Raw genomic sequence first — 24860 nt, forward strand, 5'->3', positions numbered from 1 at the left:
GACCGGCAGGGGAAAGCAGGAGAGGGATTATGGCGACGCTGAAGGAATTCGAGGACGCATTGAAGGCGTCGGGCAACACGGCCGCGCTGGAGATCCTGGAGTCCCTGCGGGCGCGCGACCGCTCCCAGCGTTCCGTCCGGCCGGCGCGCCGCCTGACCGGGCGCAAGATGACTCCGGAGCTGGCGACCGAGATCCTGCACCTGCACGAGACCACCAACATGACCCAGCAGGAGATCGCCTTCCAGCTGGGGGTGAACCAGGGCCGGGTGAACGAGGTCATCAAGCGCCGCAAATGGCTGACCGAGGACCCCGCTGCCCCGGAGGCGCAGGCCCGCGACCAGGCCAAGCAGCGCGCCAAGGAAGGCGTCGGCATCCCGCCGCGCCGGCCGTCCCGGAAGAAGAAGGCGAAGCCCGAGGCCGAGGCGGCACCCGAGATGGCCCCCGGTTTGCCGCCCGAGGTGGTGACCCCGGTGGAACCGCAAGTCGAGCCGGCCGTGCCGCCGCCCGTACCGTCGGCGGAGCCGGCGGTCGTCGTCGCACCGGAGCCCGCGCCGCCGGTTCCCGTGGAACCCGCCACCGAACCGCCTGCCGCCAAACCGCGCGCCGCCAAGCCGTCCACAGCCAAGCCGCCGGCTGCCGAACCGCCCGCTGCCGAACCGCCGATGCCAATGGCAGCGCCGGAGTTGCCGCTGGAGCAGCCAGAAACGGCGAAGGACAAGCCGAAGAAGGCGCGCAAGCGGGACAAGGCGGCGGAGATGCCGCTGTTCAAGGACCTGCTGTAAAGGTGCGTGAAAGCCCTTTCTCCCCTGGGGAGGGGGCATAAGCCATGCCCACCGGTCATTTCGCACCTGCGGAATTAACGGCCTGCGGCGGATTGCCTCAGCGGGGGGTAGGCAAATATCCTGACCCTGCCCCGGTTGCTTTCGATTCCCCTGCCGCCGGGCTTCGTCTTCCTTGACCCAGCGCGACAGCGGAGAAACGACAATGGCGTCTGCCGGCCATCACGGCGACCTGCGTGCCGAGGCACAGCTGGCCTCGGCCCATCCCGGCCTGGTGCTGCTGGCGCTCGCCATGGGTGGATTCGCCATCGGGACGACCGAATTCGCGACGATGAGCCTGCTGCCCTACTTCGCCAGCGGGTTGGGCATCGACGAGCCGACCGCCGGCCATGTCATCAGCGCCTATGCGCTGGGCGTTGTGGTGGGCGCGCCGGTGATCGCGGTGCTGGCGGCGCGGGTGGCGCGGCGGACCCTGCTGATCGGGCTGATGGCGGTCTTCGCCGCCGCCAACGTGGCCAGCGCCTTTTCCCCCTCCTATGGCTGGATGCTGGCCTTCCGTTTCATGAGCGGGCTGCCGCACGGCGCCTATTTCGGCGTCGCCGCCCTGGTCGCCGCCTCGCTGGTGCCGCCGCAGCGCCGGGCGCAGGCGGTGGCGCGGACCATGCTGGGGCTGACGGTGGCAACCGTCATCGGCGTGCCGATGGCGAACTGGATCGGGCAGGTGCTGGGCTGGCGCTGGGGATTCGGCGTGGTCGGGCTGCTGGCCCTGCTGACCGTGGCGCTGGTCTGGATCTTCGCCCCCAACGACCGGCCGCACCCCAATGCCAGCCCGCTGCGCGAACTGGGCGCCCTGAAGCGCCGGCAGGTCTGGCTGACGCTGGGCATCGGCGCCATCGGCTTCGGCGGCATGTTCGCGGTCTACACCTATGTCGCCTCCACCCTGATGGAGGTGACGCAGGTGTCGCCGGCGATGGTGCCGGTCGTGCTGGCGGTGTTCGGGTCCGGCATGACCGTCGGCACGCTGGTCAGCGCCTGGGCCGCCGACCGCGCCCTGATGCCGACCGTCGCCATCGTCCTGCTGTGGAGCGCCGGGTCGCTGGCGCTCTATCCCTTCGCCGCCGGCAATGTCTGGCTGGTCTCCATCGTCGTCTTCATGATCGGCTGCGGCGGCGGTCTCGGCACGCCCCTGCAGGCCCGGCTGATGGATGTGGCGGAGGATGCGCAGACGCTGGCCGCCGCGCTGAACCACAGCGCCTTCAACGCCGCCAATGCGCTCGGCCCCTGGCTGGGCGGTATGGCGATTGCCGCCGGCTGGGGCTGGACCTCCACCGGCTGGGTCGGTGCGGCGCTGGCGCTGTGCGGTCTTGCGGTGTGGGCGGTGGCGCTGCTGGACGACCGGGCGACTGCCAGCCGGGCGGCCGCGTCCCGGCTGGCCGAGGCCTGCGCCGGGGACTGAATTCCCGGCATCGCCGGAAAGTCAGCGCCCCCCGGCCACGCTCCAGGCGATGCGCGCCGGATGCTCGCCGAGGTCGAGGGAGCCGATGACGATCTCCCCCCGGCCGGACAGCGGCGCCACGTCGCCCATCTTCAGCAGGCGCTGCTCGCCGGCCTGCGGCACCAGACGGGTGCCGTTGCGGCTGAGATCCTCCAGCGTGAAGATGCCGTCGCGCAGCCGGACCAGGGCATGGCGGCGCGAGGCGGAGGCGTGGTCCAGCATGATGCCGCAGTCCGCCCCGCGCCCGATCACCAGATCGGCCCCCGCATCGGGCACCGCCACCGTCCGGCCCTGGTAGCTGAGCGTCAGGCGCAGCGCCGGCGCCGGCGGGGCCTGCATGTCGACCGTCATGTCCGTCGGCCGGGCATGCGGCACGGCTCCGGTCCGCATGCCCGTCACCACGCCGATGCCGGTCATCGACACGCGCTGGTCGTCGGGGATGGCGGCGATCTTGGCGATCAGCCCGTCGGCCAGCGCCCGCGGGATGCCGGCGGCGCGCAGGCGGCGGCCCAGCCCTTCGCGCACCTCCTGGAGCGAGGCGCCAGGAGCGGCCAGCTCCGCCGCGGACTTCACCCGGTTGAATTCGTCGGCGACGCGCTGGATGACGGTGCTGATCTTCTTGTGGCCATAAGGGCTGGCGCCGAGGTCGAGCAGATAGCCGAGCCGCCCCGCCGCCGTGTTGAAGCGGCCGGCCAGCCGCGTCATCGTTTCCTCGAAGGGCAGGTCGGTGCCGCCGGTGGCCCACACGGTCTTGCCGCGGCGGGTCAGCGACTCGGCCATGGCCGGACCGCCCATATAGCCGTCGAAGGCGATCATGCCGTCGACGATGGATGAGAAGGCGCGGGCGTCGCTGGCCGCCCCGCTGCGGGTCAGCGGCGTCAGACCGTCCAGCCCGCCGCGGATGCGGTGCAGCAGCGCCTCGCGCGTGCGGGCGAAGCCGAAGCCGGTTCCGTCGGACGCCAGCGCGTTCGACAGCGCCAGCAGCGGTTCGGTGTGGGGCAGCCGGTCGTCCAGATCGCCGCGCAGCGCCGCCAGCAGCGCCAGCAGGGCGGAGGCGAGATCGGGCGCATAGCCGATCAGGGCGCGGATCGGCTCCCGCCCGTCGACGATCTCCGCTGAGAACTCGTCCACCAGCCGGGTGTTCTCGCCATCGCCCTCCTGGTGGAGGCGCAGGACGGCGGTCAGCTTGGCCCCCCACTCCCGGTGCGGCTCCAGCAGGGTGCCGAAGGCGTGGGTGACGATGCGGTCGCGCTCCTCCACCGGACGGTCGACGGCGGCCAGCAGCAGGCCGGAAATCCCACCGCGCATCAGCGCCTGGTCGAAGGGGGCGAGCGTGTCGGATTTCTGCGCGAACTCCTTTAGCGCCGTGAACAGGCGGGTGATCTGGTCGTAGCGCTCATGCGGCTTTACCCCCAGCATCGGCGCCTGGATGGTGGCGAGCCGGCTGACCGCCGGGTTGAACAGCAGAGCCTCACGTTCGAAGTAGCGCAACGGATAGTAGCGGTGAAGCTGCTCCGACGGAATGACGCCCTGGTCGTCCCAGTAACCGCGCAGCAGCCGCAGCAGGGTCATCCGGCTGTCGAAGGAGAAAACCTGCAACACGTCGGTGCAAAGGTTGGCCGTCTCGATGGGCGAGATGGTCGTCAGCTTGGTGCCGCCGGAGGAACTTTTCTGGAAGATGGTTTCTTCCCGCCCGGTGCCGGTGACCTTCACCACGCGCACCACCGGGAACTTCGCAAGGCGCAGCAGGAAATTGGCGCGTTCCGTCGCCGACTTCTCGTCTTCGAAGACGCCGTCGATGTTGGGCTTGCCGCCCTGTTCGACCACCACCTCGAAGCGCGCTTCGCGCCGCTTGGACATCGCCATACCGTCCCCCTTTGGCCTGCCGTCCCGGCCTGCCCGTGTCGGACCGCTCTTTTCCGACTGCCGCCCGGCTACGTCCCCGTTCGCGATTCCCGGCGATTTTTTCCCAAAATACTTTATGAAAGCTTCCATCAGAAGCGGAAAGACCCGAACCGTGACCGCAATCCGTCACTCCGGTAGCCGACCCGATAACCGGCCAGATCGCCGGCCCGATCCCCGCCTGATGTTGGGCCGCCGGCCTTTCCTTGGCCTGCTGGGATCGCTGGGCCTGCCGGCGGCGCTGGGCCCGCTGCCGGTTTTGGCGTCCACCACCAATGGTTTAGAAAGTTCTGCAGTCGGTTATCTCCTGTTCGAGCCGGACAGCGGCACCGTGCTCGAGTCGCGGGCAGCGGACACCCCCTTCATCCCGGCGTCGGTGGCGAAGCTGCCGACGGTGGCGGCGGCGCTGGCCCTGCTGGGGCCGGACCATCGCTTCACCACGCGGCTGCTGGCGACGGGACCGCTGACGGGCGGGGTGCTGCGCGGCGATCTGATCCTGCAAGGCGGCGGCGACCCGGCGCTGGCGACGGAGGGGCTGGTGCAACTGCTGGGCGGGCTGGCCGCCGCCGGGCTGCGCCGGGTGGAGGGACGGTTCCTGTACGACACGGCATTGCTGCCCGATCTGGCGGAGATCGATGCCGGGCAACCCTGGGCGGCACCCTACAACACCGGGGTCGGGGCGCTGTCGCTGAACTACAACCGCGCCCTGCTGAACTGGCGGCGCGGCGGCGCCGGGCCGGAGGTGCTGACGGTCGCCGATGCCGGGCGCCTGCCGCTGGACAGCGTTGCCGTGCGGCCAATGGCCGGGACCAGGGGGTTTCCGCTGCTGCCGGACGGCGCCGACCGCTGGCTGATGGCGCCGCCCGCCGCCGGGGAGGCGGGGGGTGCCTGGGTGCCGGTGGCGCGGCCGGGGCTGGCCGCCGCCACACTGTTCCGCCGGCTGGCCGGCGATGCCGGCATCGGCCTGCCGCTGCCCGGGGTCGGCCGGGCGCCGTCCGGGGCACCGGTGCTGGCGGCGCTGGACAGCCTGCCGCTGAACGAGCTGGCGCGCGGGCTGCTGCGCCATTCCAACAATCTGTCGGCGGAGGTAATCGGGCTGGCGGCCTCGAAGCGGCTGGACCCGGCGGCCGCGACGCTGGACCGTTCGGCGGCACTGTTGCAGGGCTGGCTGACGCGGCAGCCGATGGAGAAGGGCGGGCAGGCGGCCGGGCAGGTGGCGGCTGGCTGGCGCGGGCTGCGGCTCGCCAACCATTCGGGGCTCGGCACCGGGTCGCGCACCACGCCGCGGCAGATGGCGGCGCTGCTGCGGGCCGGCGGGCCCGCTTTGTGGGAGCTTCTGCCCGGGGAGGAGGACGGCAAGGCGCTGCCGTCGGGCGTCCATGCCAAGACGGGCACGCTGGCCTATGTGAAGGGGCTGGCGGGGCTGCTGACGGTAGCCAGCGGCCGGCGGCTGGGCTTCGTCCTGTTCATCGCCGACCCGGCACGCCGGGCGGCGCTGGACGCCGCACTCGACCGCCGGGTGACCGCCATTCCGGCGGAGGCGCGCGGCTGGGCCGCCGCCGCCCGCAAGGTGCAGGACGAGATGCTGGGGCGCTGGGTTCTCTCCTATTGACTGAGATAGGTCATAGGACAGAGGATAGCCAAACCGGTAAAATGCAGATCAAAGTCGATTCGATGCGGAGTCGATTTGAGAAAAGCAGCGCCTGCGTCGATTGATCGCGGGCTCATCCGGACCATATGCGTCGGCAACCAGCAGCGAGAGCCCCGGCCCCGATGATGACAGACCGTTCCGCCACCTCACCCGCGCGCAACGTCCTGCGCCGCCGGCTGGAACGTCAGGATGTGGCCGCCAACCGCTATCACGACCGCCGGCTGGGGGCGGAGGTGGTCAACATCGTCGTCGGCGGCTGCGTCGTCACCGACGACCCGAACGTCGTCATCACCACCACGCTGGGCTCCTGCGTCGCCGCCTGCCTGTACGATCCGGTGGCGGAGATCGGCGGCATGAACCATTTCCTGCTGCCCGACGCCGGAAGCGACACGCTGTCGCTGTCGTCGCGCTATGGCGCCACGGCGATGGAGCATCTGATCAACCGGCTGCTGGCCGTCACCGGCCGGCGCGACCGGCTGCGCGCCAAGCTGTTCGGCGGCGCCAACGTCAACCTGAACACCCTGCGCACCGCCAACATCGGCCAGCGCAACGTCGATTTCGTCATGGAGTATCTGGCGACGGAGGGCATCCCCACCGTCAGCTGGGACGTCGGCGGCGCCACCCCGCGCGCCGTGCGCTTCTTCCCCACCACGGGCCGCAGCCAGCGCCGGCTGATCGGCGGCGAGACGCTGCACGAGATCGCCCGCAACGAGTCGTCCTATATGGAGCATCTGGGCCGGACGCGGATCGAAGGCGACGTCGAGCTGTTCTGATAGGCTCGACCGGGGGCGCGCCCGCTCGCCGCGCGCTCCCACCCCGCCGTTCTTCCGCGGAGCCCTTCATGGCCGACACGCTGTTCCGGATCGCCACCTTCAACCTGGAAAACCTGGACGACGATGCCGACGAGCCGCCCTTCGAGGCGCGGATCGCCACGCTGCGCCCGCAGCTGGAACGGCTGGAGGCCGACATCCTCTGCCTTCAGGAGGTCGACGCCCAGCATCCGGTGAAGAGCGAGCCGCGCATCCTGCGTGCGCTGACCCGGCTGCTGGAGGACACGCGCTATGCCGGCTATCACGTCACCGCGGGCGACGCCGCGTCGCCGGCCGACCGCCACAACCCGGTGATCGTCAGCCGCTGGCCGATCCGGGCGGCACGGCTGCTGCGCCACCATCTGGTGCCGCCGGCCCGCGTGCGGCTCGCCACCGCCGATCCGGCGGCGGAGGGGGAGACGGAGGTCGGCTGGGACCGGCCGGTCCTCCATGCCGAAATCGAGATGCCGGACGGCCGCATCCTGCATGTGTTCGACCTGCATCTGCGGGCGCCCATCGCCGCGCCGGTGCCGGGGCAGAAGGCCGGCGCCCAGATCTGGAAGACGGCGGCCGGCTGGGCGGAGGGCTTCTATCTCGCCTCGATCAAGCGGGCGGGGCAGGCGCTGGAGACGCGGATGGCGGTGGACCGGCTGTTCGACGCCGATCCCGACGCGCTGATCCTGGTGGCCGGCGACTGCAACGCCGACCTGGAGCAGACCGCCGTCCGCATCATCCGCGCCGGGCCCGACTTCACCGGCAACGCCGAGCTGGCCAACCGCGTGCTGGAGCCGCTGGAGCAGGCGATCCCGGAGGAGCGGCGCTACACCGTGCTGCATGGCGGCACACCGGTGCTGCTCGACCATCTGCTGGCCTCGCCGCGGCTGACCGAGCGGATGCGCGACGTGGCGATCCACAACGAGGATCTCACCGACGAGGTCGAGCACGCCGACGAGCCGTCGCCGGTCAGCTACCATGCGCCGGTGGTGGCGGGTTTCAGCCTATAGAGCGCACACTGCTAGAGCACACGGGGCTCACGCGGTGGGGATGGTGCCGCCGTCGATGACATATTCCGTGCCGGTGATCGTTCCGGCACGGTCGGAAGCGAGGAAAGCAATCAGGTTCGCGACGTCCTCCGGCTTGGATGGCCGGCCGATCGGAATGCCGCCGAGTGAGTCCATGATGATCCGCTTGCCACCTTCGTAATCGGTGCCGGCCTCCTGCGCGAGCCGCTCGGCCAGCCGCACCGCCGCCTCCGTCTCGATCCAGCCGGGGGACACGCGCACCACGCGCACGCCCTTGGGCGAGACCTCCTTGGAGAGACTCTTGCTGTAGGTCGAGAGCGCGGCCTTCGCGGCGGCGTAGGCCGTCGTCGCGTCCGGAAGCGGCAGCTGGCGCTGTATGGATGTCACGTGGATGACCACGCCGCGGCCCTGTGCCACCATCGCCGGCACGAGTTCGCGGTCGATCCTGACGGCGGGCATCAGGTTGAGATCGAGTTCCCTGGTCCATTCCGCGTCGCCCAACGCCGCGTAGCCGCCGGCCGGGGCGGATGAGCCGCCCAGCATGTGGACGATGACGTCGACTCCGCCCAGTCGCTCGCGCACCGCAGCGGCGAGCGTGGCGCACCCCTCCGCAGTGGTGAGGTCGGCGCCGACGAACATCTCCCCGCCCAGCGTGTCGGGCCGGGAACGGGCGGCGGTCAGCACCCGGGCGCCGAGCTCGCGGAATAGGGCAACGGTGGCCGCGCCGGCTCCGCGCGTGCCGGAGGTGACGAGCGCCCGCTTGCCTTCAAGGCTGACGAACCCGGTCATGGGGCGATCTCCAGTCCGGCAATCCGGCCGTTCTCGATCCGGAACGCGAAGACCAGCGTGGCAGGACTGCCGGGGAACTGGCCGGAAACCCTTGCAATGACTTTTGCAACACCGTCCGTCTCGGACATTTCGAGCGGTTCGATCACATGGGCGTACTTGGCCTTCGCGGCGCGCCACCACGCATCGATGGCTTCGTGGCCGGCATGGGACCCCCCTTCGTCCCTGACGACGGCGTCGGGCGCGAAGGCGGCGATCAGGGCCGCGCCGTCGCACCTCCGGTCAGCATCGATGTAGGCCAGGATCGGTGGGGGAAGAGTCATCGTGCTGTCTCCTGATCGGGGTGTCTTCGGTCCTTTCCAAGATGAGCGTGGACATCGGTTTCGATAATCGGGATAAAACGGGATGTGGAATTTCGCTTTGCGGGACAATGACGCGGGCTGAACTGAACGATCTCGACGCCGTTTTCGCCATTGCGCGCAGGGGGTCGTTCCGTGCCGCGGCACTCGATCTCGGCATGTCCACGACCGCGCTCAGCAACGCCGTCAGGAAGCTCGAGGCGGAACTCGGCGTCCGTCTGTTCAACCGGACGACGCGGAGCGTGTCGCTCACCGATGCCGGCCGGCTGTTCGTCGAGCAGGTCGGTCCGGCCTTGCAGGACGTCCACGGCGCTTTGGAAGCCGTGCGGTCGCAGCAGACGACGCCGTCGGGCACGCTTCGCATCAATGCGTTCGCCATGGCGGCCCGCGAAATCCTCTCGCCGCTCGTGCTGGAGTTCCTCCGCCGACATCCACAGGTGCATGTCGATCTCGTCACCGAGGGGCGGCTGGTGGACATCGTCGCCGAAGGGTTCGATCTCGGCGTGCGGGTGGCCGACCTCGTGCCCAGCGACATGATCGCGGTTTCCCTGGGCCGCCCGCAGCGATTTGCCGTCGTCGGTTCGCCGGCATATTTCGGGAAGCGTGAGAAACCCCGCGTCCCGCCTGACCTGTTCAACCACCCCTGCATCCGTGTCCGCCTGCCGAATGGGGCCCTTTATCGCTGGCAATTCGAGAGGGACGGGCAGGCGACGCAGATCGACGTGCGCGGACCTATCACCCTGGACGAGGCCAGTCTCGCACGGGCCGCCGTCCTGGAAGGCATCGGCCTCGGCTTCTTCATGGAGCAGGACGTGCGCACCGACATCGAGGCGGGCCGTCTCGTCCGCGTGCTCGATGACTGGACCCCGGTCCGTGCCGGGCTCTGTCTCTACTATCCCGGACGGCGCAACCCTTCGGCCGCCCTCAGGGCTTTCATCGGCCTCGCCCGTGAACTCGGCGCGAAGCCGGGTGTTTCGCCTTGAACCCATCGCCGCGTTCGGCCACTTGGCGGGACATGGCGCTGGATTCAGGAGCGCAACTGGTGGAAAACAGCGTCTTCGGGAATTTTGCGGCGCTGCGCTCCGGTTGAGAGGGCCGGCGCCATTCAGCAGGTGCCATTTGGGAGACAGCATGTTCACTGCCGCCAGCTTCCGCGTCGGCGACCGCGTGACCATCCGCAGCGGCCAGTCCATTCCGCAATCCATCGCCACGGTGGAGCGTTACACCGAAGGGGGGCGCTGCATGGTGCTGTCCGACGGCAGCGAGTGGCGTGCCGACGGCCGCCGCCAGTGGAGCTTCCGTGGCAGCTATTACAAGGGTCCGGTGGTCGAGCCGTTCGAGCAGGGCGACGACGAGTTCGTTGCGCGCCGCCGCGTCGTCGGCGCGCTGCGCAAGTTCGGCGACAGCCTGACGATGGACTCGGCCCTGAGCACCGAGGCCTTGCAGCGGATCCTGGATGCGGTGGACAAGGAAAAGGCGGCGGTGAAGAAGTAGAGGCTTCACTTATCGAACGACAAAAAGCCGGCGGCCCCTTGCGGGACCGCCGGCTTTTTTCATCCCGGACCGGTCACTCCGCCGCGATGGACTCGCGGGCGGGTTCCTCGGCCGGCACGGTGCGGATCAGGTGGTCGAAGGCGGCCAGCCCGGCCTTGGCACCCTCGCCCATGGCGATGACGATCTGCTTGAACGGCACCGTCGTCGCGTCGCCGGCGGCGAAGACGCCGGGCAGCGAGGTCTGGCCGCGGTTGTCCACCTCGATCTCGCCGCGCGGGGTCAGGGCCAGCGTACCCTTCAGCCATTCGGTGTTCGGCACCAGGCCGATCTGGACGAAGATGCCTTCCAGATCGACCCGCTTCAGCTCGCCGCTGTTGCGCTCCTTGTAGGACAGGCCGACCACCTTGTTGCCGTCGCCATGCACCTCGGTGGTCTGGGCCGACAGCAGGACGGTGACGTTGGACAGGCTGTGCAGCTTGCGCTGCAACACCGCGTCGGCACGCAGCTGGCTGTCGAACTCGATCAGCGTGACGTGCGAGACGATGCCGGCGAGGTCGATGGCCGCCTCCACGCCGGAGTTGCCGCCGCCGATCACCGCCACGCGCTTGCCCTTGAACAGCGGACCGTCGCAGTGCGGGCAGTAGGCGACACCCTTGTTGCGGTATTCCGCCTCGCCCGGGACGTTCATCGAGCGCCAGCGGGCGCCGGTCGACAGCACCACCGTGCGGGACTTCAGCGAGGCGCCGCTCGCCAGCTTCACCTCGATCAGGCCGCCTTCCTGGGTGGCCGGCACCAGGGCGGTGGCGGTCTGCAGGTTCATCACGTCGACCTCATAGTCCTTGACGTGCTGTTCCAGCGCCGCGGCCAGCTTCGGACCCTCGGTGTGGGAGACCGAGATGAAGTTCTCGATCGCCATGGTGTCGAGCACCTGACCGCCGAACCGCTCGGCCGCCACGCCGGTGCGGATGCCCTTGCGGGCGGCGTAGATGGCGGCAGCGGCACCGGCGGGGCCGCCGCCGATCACCAGCACCTCGAACGGGGCCTTGGCCTTGATCTTCTCGGCGGCGCGGGCGACGGCGCCGGTGTCGAGCTTGGCGACGATCTGCGCCACGTCCATCCGGCCCTGGGCGAAGGGCTCGCCGTTCAGGAAGACAGTGGGGACGGCCATCACCTGACGCTGCTCGACCTCCTGCTGGAACAGCGCGCCGTCGATGGCGACATGCTTGATCCGCGGGTTCAGCGCGCTCATCAGGTTCAGGGCCTGGACCACGTCCGGGCAGTTCTGGCAGGACAGCGAGAAATAGGTCTCGAAGCGGAAATCGCCGTCGAGGGTGCGGATCTGCTCCAGCAGCTCCTCCGACTCCTTCGACGGATGGCCGCCGACCTGGAGCAGGGCCAGCACCAGCGAATTGAACTCGTGCCCCATCGGCAGGCCGGCGAAGGTGACGCCGATGTCGCTGCCGTCGCGCTTGATGGCGAAGGAGGGCCGGCGGGCGTCGGCGCCGCTGCGGTCCAGCGTGATCTTGCCGGACAGCGAGGCGATGTCCTCCAGCAGGCCCAGCATCTCCTGCGACTTCGCGCCGTCGTCCAGCGACGCCACCAGGGTGATCGGGTGGGTGATGCGCTCCAGATAGGCCTTCAACTGCGTCTTCAGATTGGCGTCCAGCATGGCTTTCGTTCCCAACGTCTCATGTCCGGGGCGGATCGCCTGCGTGGTGTCGCGGCGGTCCGGGCGGAGAAAATGGTGACCCGAATCGGGGGAGCCGGTCGGGCGGGCGGTCTGGTTTTGAAACAGCGAAGAGTTTGAAACGTCATCGTCCTCCCCGCGCAGGCGGGGATCCAGATTTTGAAAGGACTGCGACAAAACGCGCCTGGATGCCCGCCTTCGCGGGGATGGGGAAACCGATGACGGAACCCGAACCGGGAGGCTTTTGAAAGCCGGCCGGTAAAAACCTGCCTTGCTGCCGGCTGCGGCGGCAAGGGCACTCGTTTAAATCCCGCCATCCAATTCTGTCGGGGGCGGGGGTGGGGGCCGGCCGGAACCGGCCCCCGATCCGTGATTTCCCGAAGGAAACCTTAGATCTTGCCGACGAGGTCGAGCGACGGGGCGAGGGTCTTCTCGCCTTCCTGCCACTTGGCCGGGCAGACCTCGCCCGGGTGGGCGGCGACGTACTGCACGGCCTTGATCTTGCGCAGCAGCTCCTTGGCGTCGCGGCCGACGCCGCCGGCGGTGATCTCGACGATCTGGATCTTGCCGTCCGGATCGACGACGAAGGTGCCGCGGTCGGCCAGGCCGACTTCCTCGATCAGGACCTCGAAGTTGCGGCTGATCGCCAGCGTCGGGTCGCCGATCATGGTGTAGCCGATCTTGCCGATGGCCGGCGAGGTGTCGTGCCAGGCCTTGTGGCAGAAGTGGGTGTCGGTCGAGACGCTGTAGACCTCGACGCCCAGCTTCTGGAATTCGGCGTAGTTGTCAGCCAGGTCTTCCAGCTCCGTCGGGCAGACGAAGGTGAAGTCGGCCGGGTAGAAGAACACGACCGACCACTTGCCCTTCAGGTCGGCGTCGGTCACGTCGATGAACTTGCCGTTCTTGTACGCGGTCGCCTTGAAGGGCTTAATCTCACTGTTGATCAAGGACATTTGTGTTCTCCGATAGGTGCGATGATTTGGTTGACGCCCCAATCCCTCGCCGCTGGCCCCGGCCGGTGGCCGTGACATGCCCGACTTAGTGCGGCGCACCGGGTCGAACAAGGGGGCCTGCCGTGTGGCCAGGGGAGCGGGGCGATGTTCCCTGTGTCCCGTTGACCCGTGGAGGAATACGGGAAATCTGTGATCAAGAGAAGTAGAAAATACCAATTGAACTGATCGATAAATCCGATTACATAACCGGGCATGAAACCGCTCCCCACCCTGCGCCAGCTCCGCTACCTCGTCGCCGTCGTCGACCGCTGCCATTTCGGGCAGGCGGCGGAGGCCTGCCTCGTCAGCCAGTCGACGCTGAGCGCCGGCTTGCAGGAGCTGGAGGATCTGCTGGGCGCCACGCTGGTGGAGCGCACGCGCCGCTCCGTGCTGCCGACACCGCTCGGCCGCGAGATCGCGGAGCGGGCGCGGCAGCTTCTGAAGGGGGCGGAAGAACTGGTGGACATCACCCGCTCCGCCGCCGACCCGATGTCGGGCGCGCTCCATCTGGGGGTGATTCCGACCATCGGCCCCTTCCTGATCCCCCGCGTGATGCCGGCCCTGCGCGAGACCTTCCCGCGGCTGCGGCTCTATCTGCGCGAGGACCAGACGGCGCGGCTGCTGGAGCAGCTGAACGCCGGCAAGCTGGACGCGGCGCTGCTGGCCTTGCCCTACCCGATGGGCGACCTGGAGACGGAGGACATCGCGGAGGACCGCTTCTCCTTCGTCTGCCCCACCGGCCACCGGCTGGGCGTCGGCGACCCGGCGCAGCCGGTGGCGGTCCCGTCGGAGGATCTGCTGCTGCTGGAGGACGGGCATTGTCTGCGCGACCATGCCATGGCGGCCTGCGCGCTGGACGCCACGCCGCACAACACCGCCTTCCAGGGCACCAGCCTGCACACGCTGGTACAGATGGTGGCGAACGGGCTGGGGGTGACGCTGCTGCCGCAGATGGCGGTCGATTCCGGCATCCTGCGCGGGCTCGATCTGGCGGTGCGCCCGCTGGCGGGCGACCGTCCGGGACGGCGGATCGCGCTGGCCTGGCGCCGCACATCGGGGCGGAAGGAAACCTTCCAGCGGCTGGCCGAAGCGCTCAGGGCGGAGATGACGGCGAAGGACGGCTGACGGAGCGGCGGCGAAAGATTCGCTTGGTCCCGCGGGTGCGAGGTGGTTTAAACGGGACGGTTTTTCGCCCGTTCACTCCGCTTTCGGGACACCCAACGTCATGTCCACCACCGCCACCGCTTCCGTTTCCGCCCCCGGCCCCCTGTTCGACCGCGTCGCCATCATCGGCATCGGTCTGATCGGCTCCTCCCTGGCACGGGCGCTGGCGGAATATGGGATCGCGCGGCAGGTGGTCTGCACCGACCGCAACGCCGATGCCTGCGCCAAGGCGCTGGAGCTGGGCATCGTGGCGGAGGCCTCCACCGACCCGGCGGCGGCGCTGGCCGGCGCCGATCTGGTGGTGCTGTCGACCCCGGTCGGCAGCTATGCCGCGGTGGCCGAGGCCATCGGGCCGCTCCTGAAGCGCGGGACCATCGTCACCGACGTCGGCTCGGTCAAGCAGGCGACCCTGCGCGACGTCGGGCCGCATCTGCCCGACGGTGTCCATCTGATCCCCGGCCATCCGGTGGCGGGCACCGAGCATTCGGGGCCGGAGGCGGGATTCGCCACGCTGTTCCAGGGCCGCTGGTGCATCCTGACCCCGCCGCCCGGCGCCGACCGCCATGCGCTGGAGCGGGTGACCGAGCTGTGGCGCCGCGTCGGCTCCACCGTCGAGGTCATGGAGGCCAGCCACCACGACCGTGTGCTGGCCATCACCTCGCACCTGCCGCACCTGATCGCCTACACCATCGTTGGCACCGCGTCGGACCTGGAGGAGGACACCAAGTCCGAGGTCATCAAATTCTCGGCCGGCGGCTTCCGCGACTTCACCCGCATCGCCGCCAGCGACCCGGTGATGTGGCGCGACGTGTTCCTGAACAACCGCGAGGCGGTGCTGGAAATCCTCCAGCGCTTCACCGAGGATCTGACGGCCTTGCAGCGCGCCATCCGCTGGGGAGAGGGGGAGCAGCTGCAGGACCACTTCACCAAGACCCGCGCGGTGCGCCGGGGAATCATCGACGCCAAGCAGGCTTAAACGCCCTCTCCGCTCCGGGGAGAGGGAAATCCCCGGAGTTCTCAGCCTTCCGATTAAGACGCCCGCAACGCCCCGAGGAACCCGTCGACCTCCTGGCGCATCCGCCCGGCATCGTCCTGCACCGTGTCCACCGAGCGCACCATCACGCCGCTGGCCCGTTCGGCGGACGCGGCGGCGGAGGTGACGGCGGCGATGTTGTCGGAGACGGCGCGGGTGCCGTCGGCGGCGTCCTGGATGTTGGTGGCGATCTCGCCCACCGCGGCGGTCTGCTGTTCGACCGCGGCGGCGACCTCGCCAGCGATCTCGTTCAGGCGGGCGATGGTGCGGGTCACCGCACCGATGGTGTCGACCGCGGTGCCCGATGCGCTCTGGATTTCGGCGATGCGCGCCTGGATCTCGGCGGTCGCCTTTGCCGTCTGGCCGGCAAGCTGCTTCACCTCGCTCGCCACCACGGCGAAGCCCTTGCCGGCCTCGCCGGCGCGGGCAGCCTCGATGGTGGCGTTCAGCGCCAGCAGGTTGGTCTGGCCGGCGATGCCGGAAATCATGTCCACCACCTTGCCGATCTCCTCCGCCGCCTCGGCGAGGCTGCCCATCACCGTGGTGCTGCGCTCGGCGTCGCGGGTGGCGTCGGCGGCGATGCCGGCGGAATCGGCGACCAGACGGGCGATGCCGGCGAAGCTGGCCGACAGTTCGGCGGTGGCGGCGGCGACGCTGTCGACATTGGCCGAGGCGCGGCCGGCGGCCGACGACACCGCGTCGGAGTGGCGCGCCGTCTCGGCGGCGCCCTCGGCCATCGCGGATGAGGCGGCGGCCATCTCGGCGGTGGAGGTCGACAGCGCTTCGACCAGCCGCTTCACCGTTGCCTCGAAGCCGTCGGCGAGCGTGCGCAGCTCGCGCCGGCGCTCCTCGGCGGCGGCGGTCTTCAGCCGTTCCTGCTCCTGCTGGAGGCGTTCGGTGTCGAGCATGGTGTCGCGGAAGACGCGGGCGGCGGTCGCCATGCGGCCGATCTCGTCGCGGCGGCCTTCTTCGAAGGTGGCGGTGAAGTCGCGGGCGGCCAGCCGCTCCAGCGAACCGGCGACATCGAGGATCGGGCGGGAAATGCCGCGCACCAGCACGGCGCCGAAGCCCAGCGCCAGCAGGGTGCACAGCGTCACCCCGCCCAGCACCATGCCGTGGGCGCTGCTGTAGACCGCCGCCCCCTGGTCGGCGACGGCGCCGGCATCGGCCATCGTGCTGTCCACCAGCGCGTCGAGCGCCTCCTGCACGCGGGCGAAGGCGACGGCGCTGGGGCGCTTGAAGACGCTGACGGCGGACTGGGCGTTGCCGTCGCGGGCCTGGCCGCGCACGCGGTCGGCAGCGGCGGCATAGGCGGTCCAGGCCTCGTCGAAGGCGGCCAGACGGGCGGCACCCTCGCCGCCGGTGAAACGGGCACCGGCGGCCTGACGGCGCGACGCAACCTCGGTCACCGCGTCGGTCCAGCCCTTTTCCGCCTGGTTCACCTGCATCTCGTTGGTGGCGAGCGCATAGGCGGCTTCGGCGATGCGGTGGCTCTGCGCGGCGGAGGTCAGTTGACCGGCCAGCTGGGTCGCCGGCAGCGAACGGCTGCGCATTGTTTCTGCAGCATTGTTTAGGATTTCAAGCCGGCTGAGCGTGAAAATCCCGAAGGCGCCGGCCATCACCACAGTGCCCAGCACCGCGACGATGATCTTGGCACGGATGGTCAACTGTCCGAATGCTCGAATTTTAGCCATTTTGCCCGCATCCCCGCCAAACCTCCGGCAAGACGCCTATCCATCCGAAGGTATTGTTCGACCCTCAATCTTACTAATCCGAATGTTTAAAATTATCAACGCGGAAGGTGAGTGAATTCGTCGGAAATCCGGGGTGTCGGACAATGGTCACAGGGGGCGATTTGAATGGGGCGTAAAGGAAGCCCGAAAACGAAACGGCCGCCGCACCCGGATGGTGCGGCGGCCGTTTCGGGACCGGCTGAGGATGGAGATCAGGCGGCCTTGCGAACGGAACCCAGCTCGGTGAACAGCTTCACCACGGCTTCGACGAACTCGTTCAGCTGGTCCTGGCCCAGCGCCGAGACCGTGATGTCGTCGACGACCAGAGCCTCGTCGCTGATCTTGCCGCCGGCGGCGGTCAGGTCGGCGCGGTAGGCTTCCGGGGCGGCCAGCAGGCGGCCGCGCAGCTTGCCGGGGATCGCCAGCAGCTGGATGCCCTGGTCGATGGCGGCGATCGGCTTGCCGGCATCCAGGAAGTGGCCGACGATGCGGCGGGTGTGGGCCGACTGCTGCAGCTTCGCCACGCTGCGCTCACCGCCCGGCAGCAGCAGCATGTCGAAGTCGGCGCCGAGCGCCTCGCTCAGATGCTTGTCCACCGGGAAGTAATGGCCCCAGGACTTGCCGTGCCAGCCGTTGACCAGACCCGTCTCGGTCGAGATCGTACGCAGCGTGGCGCCGGTCTTGATCAGGGCGCGTTGCGGCTCGGTCATCTCCGCTTCTTCGAAGCCGTTGGAGACGAGGATGGCGATGGACTTTCCTGCGAGCGTTTGATCCATACTGTCTTGTCCTTTCATCGTTTCACCAATAGAACGCCGGAGCATCTCCGATGGCATGTCGGCCAGGGGAGAACCCGCCGGGGGCTCGCCGAAGCAGGGGAGGCGGTCGGGAAACGGTCATCGCCGCGCATGAGGATGCGCGGCGGCCAGTTCCGCCCGCCGGGACCCCGAGGTCGGGTGCCGGCGTGTGGGACCTTTACGTCCCGGATCGGTTTGTTTTCAGCATGGGGACTTAATTGGTCCCGATGAGGCCCCAAGTCAACAAGGGATTCCGCGGCGCACCCAAGGATGCGGCACCCCGGATTCCGCCGTAACCGGTGGATTCCGCCGCATTTTCCAGCCCAGTTCAAGACTTTCGGGCCAACCGGCCTGTACCACCGGTTGATGCGGTGCAGGGCTGCCATACCATGGGGGCGTGGCTTCCCCGAAGTATTATCCTGGATGAACCGGATGCCGGCTGTGTCGACGCCAAAAAAAAGCGGCCGGGGGGAAGGCCCCCGGCCGTCGGCAAGTCAAAGCATCAGCCGTTCGAAAAGATCCAGCTCGCACACTGGATCACGGACCAATCCCAATGATCGGAACCTGCGATCAATGGAACTGGTCAGCCTCGGTGGAGTCCTTGTACGCGGTGGTCGAGGAGGTGCCGCCGGAGATCGCCGTGGCGACCGCGTCGAAGTAGCCGGTGCCGACTTCGCGCTGGTGCTTGGTGGCGGTGTAGCCGTCCTTCTCGGCCGCGAACTCGGCCTGCTGCAGTTCGGAGTAGGCGGCCATGCCGCGCTCGGCATAGCCCTTGGCCAGGGTGAAGGCCGAGTAGTTCAGGCTGTGGAAGCCGGCCAGCGTGACGAACTGGAACTTGTAGCCCATGGCGCCCAGCTCGCGCTGGTACTTGGCGATGGTGGCGTCGTCCAGGTTGGCCTTCCAGTTGAAGGACGGCGAGCAGTTGTAGGCCAGCATCTTGCCCGGGAACTGCTTGTGCACGGCCTCGGCGAAGCGGCGGGCTTCGTCCAGGTTCGGCTTGGAGGTCTCCCACCACATCAGGTCCGAATACGGCGCGTAGGACAGGCCGCGGGCGATGCAGTGATCGACGCCCATGCCCTTCTTCAGGCGGAAGAAGCCCTCGGTGGTGCGGCCGCTGTCGAAATCGATGAAGGGATGGTCACGCTCGTCGATGTCCGAGGTGATGAGCTGCGCCGACTCCGCGTCGGTGCGGGCGATCACCAGGGTCGAGGTGCCGCAGACGTCGGCGGCCAGACGGGCGGCGTTCAGCGTGCGGATGTGCTGCTGCGTCGGGATCAGAACCTTGCCGCCGAGGTGGCCGCACTTTTTCTCCGAAGCCAGCTGGTCTTCCCAGTGCACGCCGGCGGCACCGGCCTTGATCATGGCCTTCATCAGCTCGAAGGCGTTCAGCGGGCCGCCGAAGCCGGCCTCGGCGTCGGCGATGATCGGCGCGAACCAGTAGGTGTCGCCCTTGCCCTCGGAGGTCTGGATCTCGTCGGCGCGCTTGAAGGTGTTGTTGATGCGCTCGACCACCGCCGGGACCGAGTTCACCGGATACAGGCTCTGGTCCGGGTACATCTGGCCGGCCGTGTTGGCATCGCCGGCGACCTGCCAGCCCGACAGGTAGATGGCCTTCAGGCCGGCCTTGACCGCCTGCATCGCCTGGTTGCCGGTCAGAGCGCCCAGGGTGTTGATGTAGGGCTCGGTGTTCAGCAGCTCCCACAGGCGGCGGGCACCCAGCTCGGCCAGCGTGTACTCGATCTTGACCGAGCCGCTCAGACGCTTGACGTCGTCCATGGTGTAGTCGCGGCGGATGCCCTCGTAACGGGCGGCGTGGATGGCGGTCTTGGTCTTTTCATCGAGCGACATGGGTCAGGTTCCTTATGTCCGGTGCGCCCGGTCGATCGGGGCGGAACTGGGGTCTCGGGGCGGGCCTTTTGTCGGTCCCGGCATCCGGTTGCGGACAGTGGCGTTTCCTCCCGCCTTGCTCTGCCGTCCGGTGTCTTCGGGGCCGCTTGCGCTTTACAGCGCGGCCGTGAACCAAGACTTAAACCCGGCCCGAGTGCGTTGCAATAAGCCCTTGTTTGTAAAAAGGTCCGTTTGTAAACTGCCATATTCACAATCCTGTAAATCCGTAAATCTTGTAAAGTTCGCGATCCGTCGAGGGGGCTGGTTTTGGCGACCATGGAAAAGAAGGCGATGCTGGGTCCGAAGGTGCGCCGCCTGCGCCGCGACCAGGGCCTGACCCAGGCGCAGATGGCTGACCAGCTCGGCATCTCCCCCAGCTATCTGAACCTGATCGAGCACAACCAGCGCCCGGTCACGGTGCCGCTGCTGCTGAAGCTGGGCCAGCAGTTCGGCGTCGATCTCCAGGCCTTCGCCGAGGACGAGGAAAGCCGGCTGGTGGCCGGCCTGCGCGAGGTGTTCGCCGACCAGCTGTTCGACGGATCGGACATCAAGAACCAGGATTTCCGCGAGCTGGCGGCGGTGGCGCCGACGCTGGGGCAGGCGGTGGTGGCGCTCTATCGCGGCTTCCGCGGGGCGCGCGACGATCTCCAGGCCCTGGCGGAGCGGGTGGCCGACCGCGAGAAGCTGCATCTGGTGCAGGCCACCGGCTTCCCGCAGGACGAGGTGCGCGACCTGTTCCAGACCCATTCCAACCATTTCCCGGAACTGGAGGCGGCGGCGGAAAGCCTGTGGCAGGACGGCAAGCTGGAGCGCGGCGACCTTTATCGCGGGCTGGTCGACTGGCTGAACACCCAGCACAGCGTCCGCGTCCGCCTGCTGCCGTCGGAGGTGATGGGCTATGCAGTGCGCCGCTTCGACCGCCACAGCCGGCGCATCCTGCTGTCGGAGATGCTGGCGCCGTCGGGCCGCACCTTTCAGCTCGCCTGCCAGATCGCGCTGCTGCGGCACCGCGACCTGCTGAACGGCATCGTCGACGCCGCCAATCTGTCGGACGACGAGGCGCGGCGGCTGACCCGGATCGGGCTGGCGAACTATTTCGCCGCGGCGGTGCTGATGCCCTACGCCCGCTTCCATGAGGCGGCGACCCAGCTGCGCTACGACATCGAGATCCTGCGGCGGCGCTTCGACGCCTCCTTCGAGCAGGTCTGCCACCGGCTGACCACCCTGCACCGGTCGGGGGCCAAGGGCGTGCCCTTCTTCTTCATGCGGGTGGACAGCGCCGGCAACGTGTCGAAGCGCTTCTCCGGCGCCGGCTTCCATTTCGCCCGCTTCGGCGGTGGCTGCCCGCGCTGGATCGTCTATGAAGCCTTCCGCACGCCGGGCAAGATCCACAGCCAGATGGCGGAGATGCCGGACGGCACCGCCTATTTCTCCATCGCCCGCACGGTGGTGAAGGCTGGCGGCGGCCACCGCAGCCCGCCGCAGCAATTCGCGGTGGCGCTCGGCTGCGACGTCCAGCATGCGGCTCAGGTCACCTATGCGGACGGGTTCGACCTGTCTAACACCGATGCGGCGACCCCGATCGGGGTGAATTGCCGGCTCTGCCCGCGGCTGGACTGCTCGCAACGGGCGTTTCCGCCGCTGAATCATCGGCTTATCGTCGATGAGAATTTGCGCGGCCTGTCGCCCTACCTGTTCGCGCCGCCCAGCGCCGAGTAAGTCGTGAATTGACCGGGATCAATGTTGTACGGCGGAATTCGTGTTGTTTGCCGGAAAGCCCGTCATTTGACTGGTATAAATCCGTGGCCTTCGACCGGGTTTGTTGATAGGTTTCGGCCGTTGCGTCGCGGCAGCTCCGCTCGTGTCATCGCGCCGGCCACCTGAACGCAGCGTCCCGGACTTCTGTATTGAACATTGCCAACAGAGCTTGGCCTCGACAGGTTTTGGAACGCCCCCATGAGCAACTTGATCAAAGAGCGCGTGCTGACCGTTCACCACTGGACCGACACGCTGTTCAGCTTCACCACCACGCGCGATCCGTCCTTCCGCTTCCTGCCGGGGCAGTTCACCATGATCGGGCTGGAGGTCGAAGGCCGGCCCCTGCTGCGTGCCTACAGCCTCGTCAGCGCGCATTACGAGGAGACGCTGGAGTTCTTCAGCATCAAGGTGCAGGACGGCCCGCTGACCTCGCGGCTCCAGCACCTGAAGGAAGGCGACACGCTGCTGGTGAACCGCAAGGCGACCGGCACGCTGATCACCGACAACCTGCTTCCCGGACGGAACCTGTATCTGCTGAGCACCGGCACCGGCCTGGCGCCGTTCCTCAGCATCATCAAGGATCCGGAGATGTACGAGAAGTTCGACCGGGTGATCCTGACCCACGGCACCCGCACCGTGGCGGAACTGGCCTATGACGACCTGATCCACCACAGCCTGCCGGAGAACGAGTTCTTCGGCGAGCAGGTGAAGGAAAAGCTGCTCTATTACCCGACCGTGACGCGCGAGCCCTTCCGCAACCAGGGCCGCCTGACCACACTGATGGAAACCGGCAAGATTTACGAAGACCTGGGCCTGCCGGAACTGGATGCCGAGAAGGACCGCGTGATGATCTGCGGCAGCCCGGCGATGCTGGCCGAGACCACCGCGATGATGGAAAAGCGCGGCTTCGTCATGGGCACCAACGGAGAGCCGGGCGGCTTCGTCATCGAAAAGGCATTCGTCGAACGCTGAAGCGAGCGGTGAAATTGGGGGCGGGGATGCAATTTCCCACGGAATAAACTCCCCTGTCCGCCGGTTTACCAATCCGTGACGAAGGCACGTCACTCAATCCTTGACCGACTGGGCGCGCCTCCTTTGGGGGGCGCGCCCATTTTCTGTCCGCATCCGTGAATAAAATCGCCGTCCGGCCTGTTGGTGCGACGGTCACCGTTCAAACCGTCAAGCCTTTGGTGTAGACATCCCGCCCATGCGCCTGATCCTCATCCTCGCCGCGATGATCGTCGCCGGCCTCGCGAATCTCGCCGTCTGGTCCCTGCCGAACCTGCCGGTGCCGCTCGACCCGCCGCCCGGCGGCAAGCTGCGCAGCGTGTCCTTCGCGCCCTTCCGCGATGGGCAGAGCCCGCTGACCGGCGTCCTGCCCTCCACCGCCCAGATCGAGGAGGACATCGTCGCCCTCGCGCCGCAGGTGGCCGGCATCCGCACCTACACCTCGCTGGAAGGCTTGCAGGTGGTGCCGGAACTGGCGCGCAAGCATGGCATGCAGGTCACCATGGGGGCGTGGCTGTCCTCGCGGACGGACAAGAACGAGGCGGAGATCGCCTCGCTGATCGACCTCGCCAACCGCTATCCCGAAATCATCACCCGCGTCATCGTCGGCAACGAGGTGCTGCTGCGCCGCGAGCTGACGCCGGAGCAGGTCGCCGGCTACATCGACCGCGTCAAGGCGGCGGTGAAGCAGCCGGTGTCCTACGCCGACGTGTGGGAGTGGTGGCTGAAATACCCGCAGATCGCCGATCACGTCGATTACCTGACCATCCACCTGTTGCCCTATTGGGAGGACGTGCCGGCCGGCGTCGAGGCGGCGACCGAGCGCATCCGCCAGAGCTACCGCACCATCGCCCACCGCTTTCCGGGCAAGCCGATCCTGGTCGGCGAGACCGGCTGGCCGACGCAAGGCCGCTCGCGCGGGGCCGCCGTGCCCGGGCTGGTCAACAAGGCGAAGTTCGTCAACGCCTTCGTCCGCATGGCCGAGCAGGAAGGCTTCGACTACAACGTGATCGAAGCCTTCGATCAGGAATGGAAGGCCAAGCTGGAGGGCACGGTCGGCGGCCATTGGGGCCTGTACAACGCCGACCGCACGCCGAAATTCTCGCTGGCCGGGCCGGTCGTCGGCAATGTCGCGTGGCCCTGGCTGTTCGCGGCGTCGAGCGGGCTGGCGCTGGTGCTGCTGGGCGGGCTGTCGCTGCTGCGCCGCCATGTGCCGGGCACCGGCTGGGTGGTGCTGATCCTGCTGGCGCAGGCGCTGTCGACCCTCTATGTCCGCGCCGCTTTCCTGGCGGAGCATGGCAAGCATTATTGGCAGGACACCACGCTGGCCGTGGCGATGCTGGCGCTGACCGCTGCGCTGGCGCTGGCGGTGCTGCTGACCGCCCACCGCACGCTGGCGAGCGGCGGTCTGGCCAGCGAGCCGCTGGTCGGCCTGCGCCATGCCCGCCCGGCCCTGACCCGCACCGAGCGGGTGGGGCGGTGGAGCGCCGTCGCGCTCGGCGTCTCGGCGCTGGTCTGGTCGCTGCTGATCGTCTTCGACGGCCGCTACCGTGACTTCCCCAACCCGTACCTGCTGATCCCGGCGGTGGCGCTGCCGGCGCTGGGCCTGATCCGCGCCGCCCGCCGGCCGGTGGGGGCGGAGACGCGCGGCGCGCTGGGCATCGCCAGCCTGTTCCGTCCGGCCGTTCCCCTTGCCGACGGCGGGCCGAGCGGCCTGTGCGGCGCCGTCCGCCGTCTGCCGGTCGAGTCGGCTCTGGGGTTCGGATTGCTGCTGGCGGCGCTGCTGACCGTGGTGGCGGAGGGCTTCGTGCCGCTCGAATCGCTGATCTACGGCCAGCTGCCCTTCATGGAGGCGCTGCACGAGGTCGAGTGGACCCGGCCGAACTGGGAAGCGCTGGGTTGGGCAGCCTTGCAGGTCCTGCTGGCGCTGCCCTTCCTGGCCGGGGTGTGGAGCGCCCGGCGTCCGCTGCGGCGGATCTGAAGTCAGGTCAGGTCCGGATCAGCCCGTCCTGCTTCGGCGTCTCCGGAGCAGGGACGGGGGCCGGGCCGGGCGCCGGAGCGGCGGGCGGCGTCAGCTGCCAGTTGTCCAGGGCCCGTTTCAGCGCGTCGAGCCCGGCACCGGCCGAGTTTTTCGCCTCGTCCGCCGCGCGGGTGATGGCGGCGCAGAGGTCGGCGCGGCGCTTGGGATCGTTGCGGCTCTCCTCCAGCGCGCGGCCGACATCGTCGGTCGTGCCGCCGCCCTTGGCGTCGGGCGGCACCGCCTTCGGGTCGATGCCCAGCAGCGGCAGCAGATACTCCCGCCCCTTCTCGCGCGCCACCGCCGCGGCTTTGTCGCCGAACCGCTCCGCCGCCGCGACTCCGGTGTCCCAGGTGCTGAGCGCCGCCGAGACGGTCGGGCTGCACCGGCCGGCCGGATCGGCGGGCGGCACCGTCTGGGCGTGCAGCGGGGCGGCGCTCAGCAGCAGCGCGGTGAGCGCCGGCATGGCAAGGCGGCGGAGAGGGGCGGG

General features: G+C 68.7%; 21 protein-coding genes. 12 read left to right on the forward strand and 9 right to left on the reverse strand.

Annotated elements, in window-relative coordinates:
* The first annotated feature begins 29 nt into the window (after positions 1 to 29).
* Both GBZ48_RS30695 and GBZ48_RS30700 read left to right on the forward strand, forming a co-directional pair.
* The gene (locus GBZ48_RS30695) at positions 30 to 782 is read left to right on the forward strand and encodes a hypothetical protein (protein ID WP_174474482.1); all 753 of its coding nucleotides are present in this window, start codon (positions 30 to 32) and stop codon (positions 780 to 782) included.
* A 202-nt stretch (positions 783 to 984) separates the two neighbouring features.
* Positions 985 to 2235 carry an MFS transporter gene (locus GBZ48_RS30700; RefSeq protein ID WP_174474483.1) on the forward strand — a complete coding sequence of 417 codons (1251 nt, stop codon included), beginning with the start codon at positions 985 to 987 and terminating at the stop codon, positions 2233 to 2235.
* A gap of 21 nt (positions 2236 to 2256) precedes the next feature.
* Here the strand turns inward: GBZ48_RS30700 and GBZ48_RS30705 are convergent, their stop codons facing one another.
* Entirely contained in the window at positions 2257 to 4140 is a 1884-nt protein-coding gene (locus GBZ48_RS30705) for an FHA domain-containing protein (RefSeq protein ID WP_174474484.1), read from the reverse strand.
* A 220-nt stretch (positions 4141 to 4360) separates the two neighbouring features.
* On the opposite strand from GBZ48_RS30705, the gene GBZ48_RS30710 reads away from it, so the two are divergent.
* The 3 genes from GBZ48_RS30710 to GBZ48_RS30720 all read left to right on the forward strand — a co-directional run bounded on the left by GBZ48_RS30710 (position 4361) and on the right by GBZ48_RS30720 (position 7640).
* Positions 4361 to 5788: a D-alanyl-D-alanine carboxypeptidase/D-alanyl-D-alanine-endopeptidase gene (locus tag GBZ48_RS30710; RefSeq protein ID WP_246307574.1), complete on the forward strand. Its 1428-nt coding sequence runs from the start codon at positions 4361 to 4363 to the stop codon at positions 5786 to 5788.
* Positions 5789 to 5949: 161 nt separating this feature from the next.
* Positions 5950 to 6600 (forward strand): chemotaxis protein, encoded by a 651-nt coding sequence (locus GBZ48_RS30715; RefSeq protein WP_174474486.1) that lies wholly within the window; start codon positions 5950 to 5952, stop codon positions 6598 to 6600.
* A 68-nt stretch (positions 6601 to 6668) separates the two neighbouring features.
* A complete protein-coding gene (locus tag GBZ48_RS30720) occupies positions 6669 to 7640 on the forward strand; it encodes an endonuclease/exonuclease/phosphatase family protein (RefSeq protein ID WP_174474487.1) in 972 nt (323 codons plus the stop codon).
* 27 nt (positions 7641 to 7667) lie between these two features.
* Here GBZ48_RS30720 and GBZ48_RS30725 read toward each other — a convergent pair whose 3' ends face one another.
* Positions 7668 to 8447, reverse strand: a complete 780-nt coding sequence (locus GBZ48_RS30725) for an SDR family oxidoreductase (RefSeq protein ID WP_174474488.1) — start codon at positions 8445 to 8447, stop codon at positions 7668 to 7670.
* Positions 8444 to 8767 carry a nuclear transport factor 2 family protein gene (locus GBZ48_RS30730; protein WP_174474489.1) on the reverse strand — a complete coding sequence of 108 codons (324 nt, stop codon included), beginning with the start codon at positions 8765 to 8767 and terminating at the stop codon, positions 8444 to 8446. The genes GBZ48_RS30725 and GBZ48_RS30730 overlap by 4 nt, the downstream gene beginning before the upstream one ends.
* Positions 8768 to 8808: 41 nt before the next feature.
* On the opposite strand from GBZ48_RS30730, the gene GBZ48_RS30735 reads away from it, so the two are divergent.
* A complete protein-coding gene (locus GBZ48_RS30735; protein WP_246307575.1) occupies positions 8809 to 9786 on the forward strand; it encodes a LysR family transcriptional regulator in 978 nt (325 codons plus the stop codon).
* Positions 9787 to 9934: 148 nt separating this feature from the next.
* Complete coding sequence (locus GBZ48_RS30740) at positions 9935 to 10297, forward strand: hypothetical protein (RefSeq protein ID WP_174474490.1); 363 nt, start codon at positions 9935 to 9937, stop codon at positions 10295 to 10297.
* A gap of 73 nt (positions 10298 to 10370) precedes the next feature.
* Here the strand turns inward: GBZ48_RS30740 and ahpF are convergent, their stop codons facing one another.
* Together ahpF and ahpC are read right to left on the reverse strand one after the other, a co-directional pair.
* Complete coding sequence (gene ahpF, locus GBZ48_RS30745) at positions 10371 to 11966, reverse strand: alkyl hydroperoxide reductase subunit F (protein WP_174474491.1); 1596 nt, start codon at positions 11964 to 11966, stop codon at positions 10371 to 10373.
* 407 nt (positions 11967 to 12373) lie between these two features.
* The gene (gene ahpC / locus GBZ48_RS30750; RefSeq protein ID WP_042697589.1) at positions 12374 to 12937 is read right to left on the reverse strand and encodes an alkyl hydroperoxide reductase subunit C; all 564 of its coding nucleotides are present in this window, start codon (positions 12935 to 12937) and stop codon (positions 12374 to 12376) included.
* A 252-nt stretch (positions 12938 to 13189) separates the two neighbouring features.
* On the opposite strand from ahpC, the gene GBZ48_RS30755 reads away from it, so the two are divergent.
* Complete coding sequence (locus GBZ48_RS30755; protein ID WP_174474492.1) at positions 13190 to 14101, forward strand: hydrogen peroxide-inducible genes activator; 912 nt, start codon at positions 13190 to 13192, stop codon at positions 14099 to 14101.
* 100 nt (positions 14102 to 14201) lie between these two features.
* On the forward strand, positions 14202 to 15116 hold the full coding sequence (locus tag GBZ48_RS30760; RefSeq protein WP_174474493.1) for a prephenate/arogenate dehydrogenase family protein: 915 nt from the start codon (positions 14202 to 14204) through the stop codon (positions 15114 to 15116).
* Between the two features lie 53 nt (positions 15117 to 15169).
* Here the strand turns inward: GBZ48_RS30760 and GBZ48_RS30765 are convergent, their stop codons facing one another.
* From GBZ48_RS30765 to aceA, 3 genes are all read right to left on the reverse strand, one after another.
* A complete protein-coding gene (locus GBZ48_RS30765; protein WP_174474494.1) occupies positions 15170 to 16867 on the reverse strand; it encodes a methyl-accepting chemotaxis protein in 1698 nt (565 codons plus the stop codon).
* A gap of 251 nt (positions 16868 to 17118) precedes the next feature.
* Positions 17119 to 17682 (reverse strand): DJ-1/PfpI family protein, encoded by a 564-nt coding sequence (locus tag GBZ48_RS30770; protein ID WP_174474495.1) that lies wholly within the window; start codon positions 17680 to 17682, stop codon positions 17119 to 17121.
* 588 nt (positions 17683 to 18270) lie between these two features.
* Positions 18271 to 19548 (reverse strand): isocitrate lyase, encoded by a 1278-nt coding sequence (gene aceA, locus GBZ48_RS30775; RefSeq protein WP_042697577.1) that lies wholly within the window; start codon positions 19546 to 19548, stop codon positions 18271 to 18273.
* 315 nt (positions 19549 to 19863) lie between these two features.
* Here aceA and GBZ48_RS30780 point away from each other — a divergent pair, with 315 nt between their 5' ends.
* From GBZ48_RS30780 to GBZ48_RS30790, 3 genes are all read left to right on the forward strand, one after another.
* Positions 19864 to 21306, forward strand: a complete 1443-nt coding sequence (locus GBZ48_RS30780; RefSeq protein ID WP_109490780.1) for a helix-turn-helix domain-containing protein — start codon at positions 19864 to 19866, stop codon at positions 21304 to 21306.
* A 237-nt stretch (positions 21307 to 21543) separates the two neighbouring features.
* A complete protein-coding gene (locus GBZ48_RS30785; RefSeq protein WP_098735899.1) occupies positions 21544 to 22317 on the forward strand; it encodes a ferredoxin--NADP reductase in 774 nt (257 codons plus the stop codon).
* A gap of 235 nt (positions 22318 to 22552) precedes the next feature.
* Positions 22553 to 24334, forward strand: a complete 1782-nt coding sequence (locus GBZ48_RS30790; RefSeq protein ID WP_174474496.1) for a glycoside hydrolase family 17 protein — start codon at positions 22553 to 22555, stop codon at positions 24332 to 24334.
* A gap of 7 nt (positions 24335 to 24341) precedes the next feature.
* Here the strand turns inward: GBZ48_RS30790 and GBZ48_RS30795 are convergent.
* A partial coding sequence (locus tag GBZ48_RS30795; protein ID WP_174474497.1) for a hypothetical protein occupies positions 24342 to 24860 on the reverse strand: 519 nt, incomplete at its 5' end.

Source organism: Azospirillum melinis (assembly GCF_013340935.1).
Classification (GTDB): domain Bacteria; phylum Pseudomonadota; class Alphaproteobacteria; order Azospirillales; family Azospirillaceae; genus Azospirillum; species Azospirillum melinis.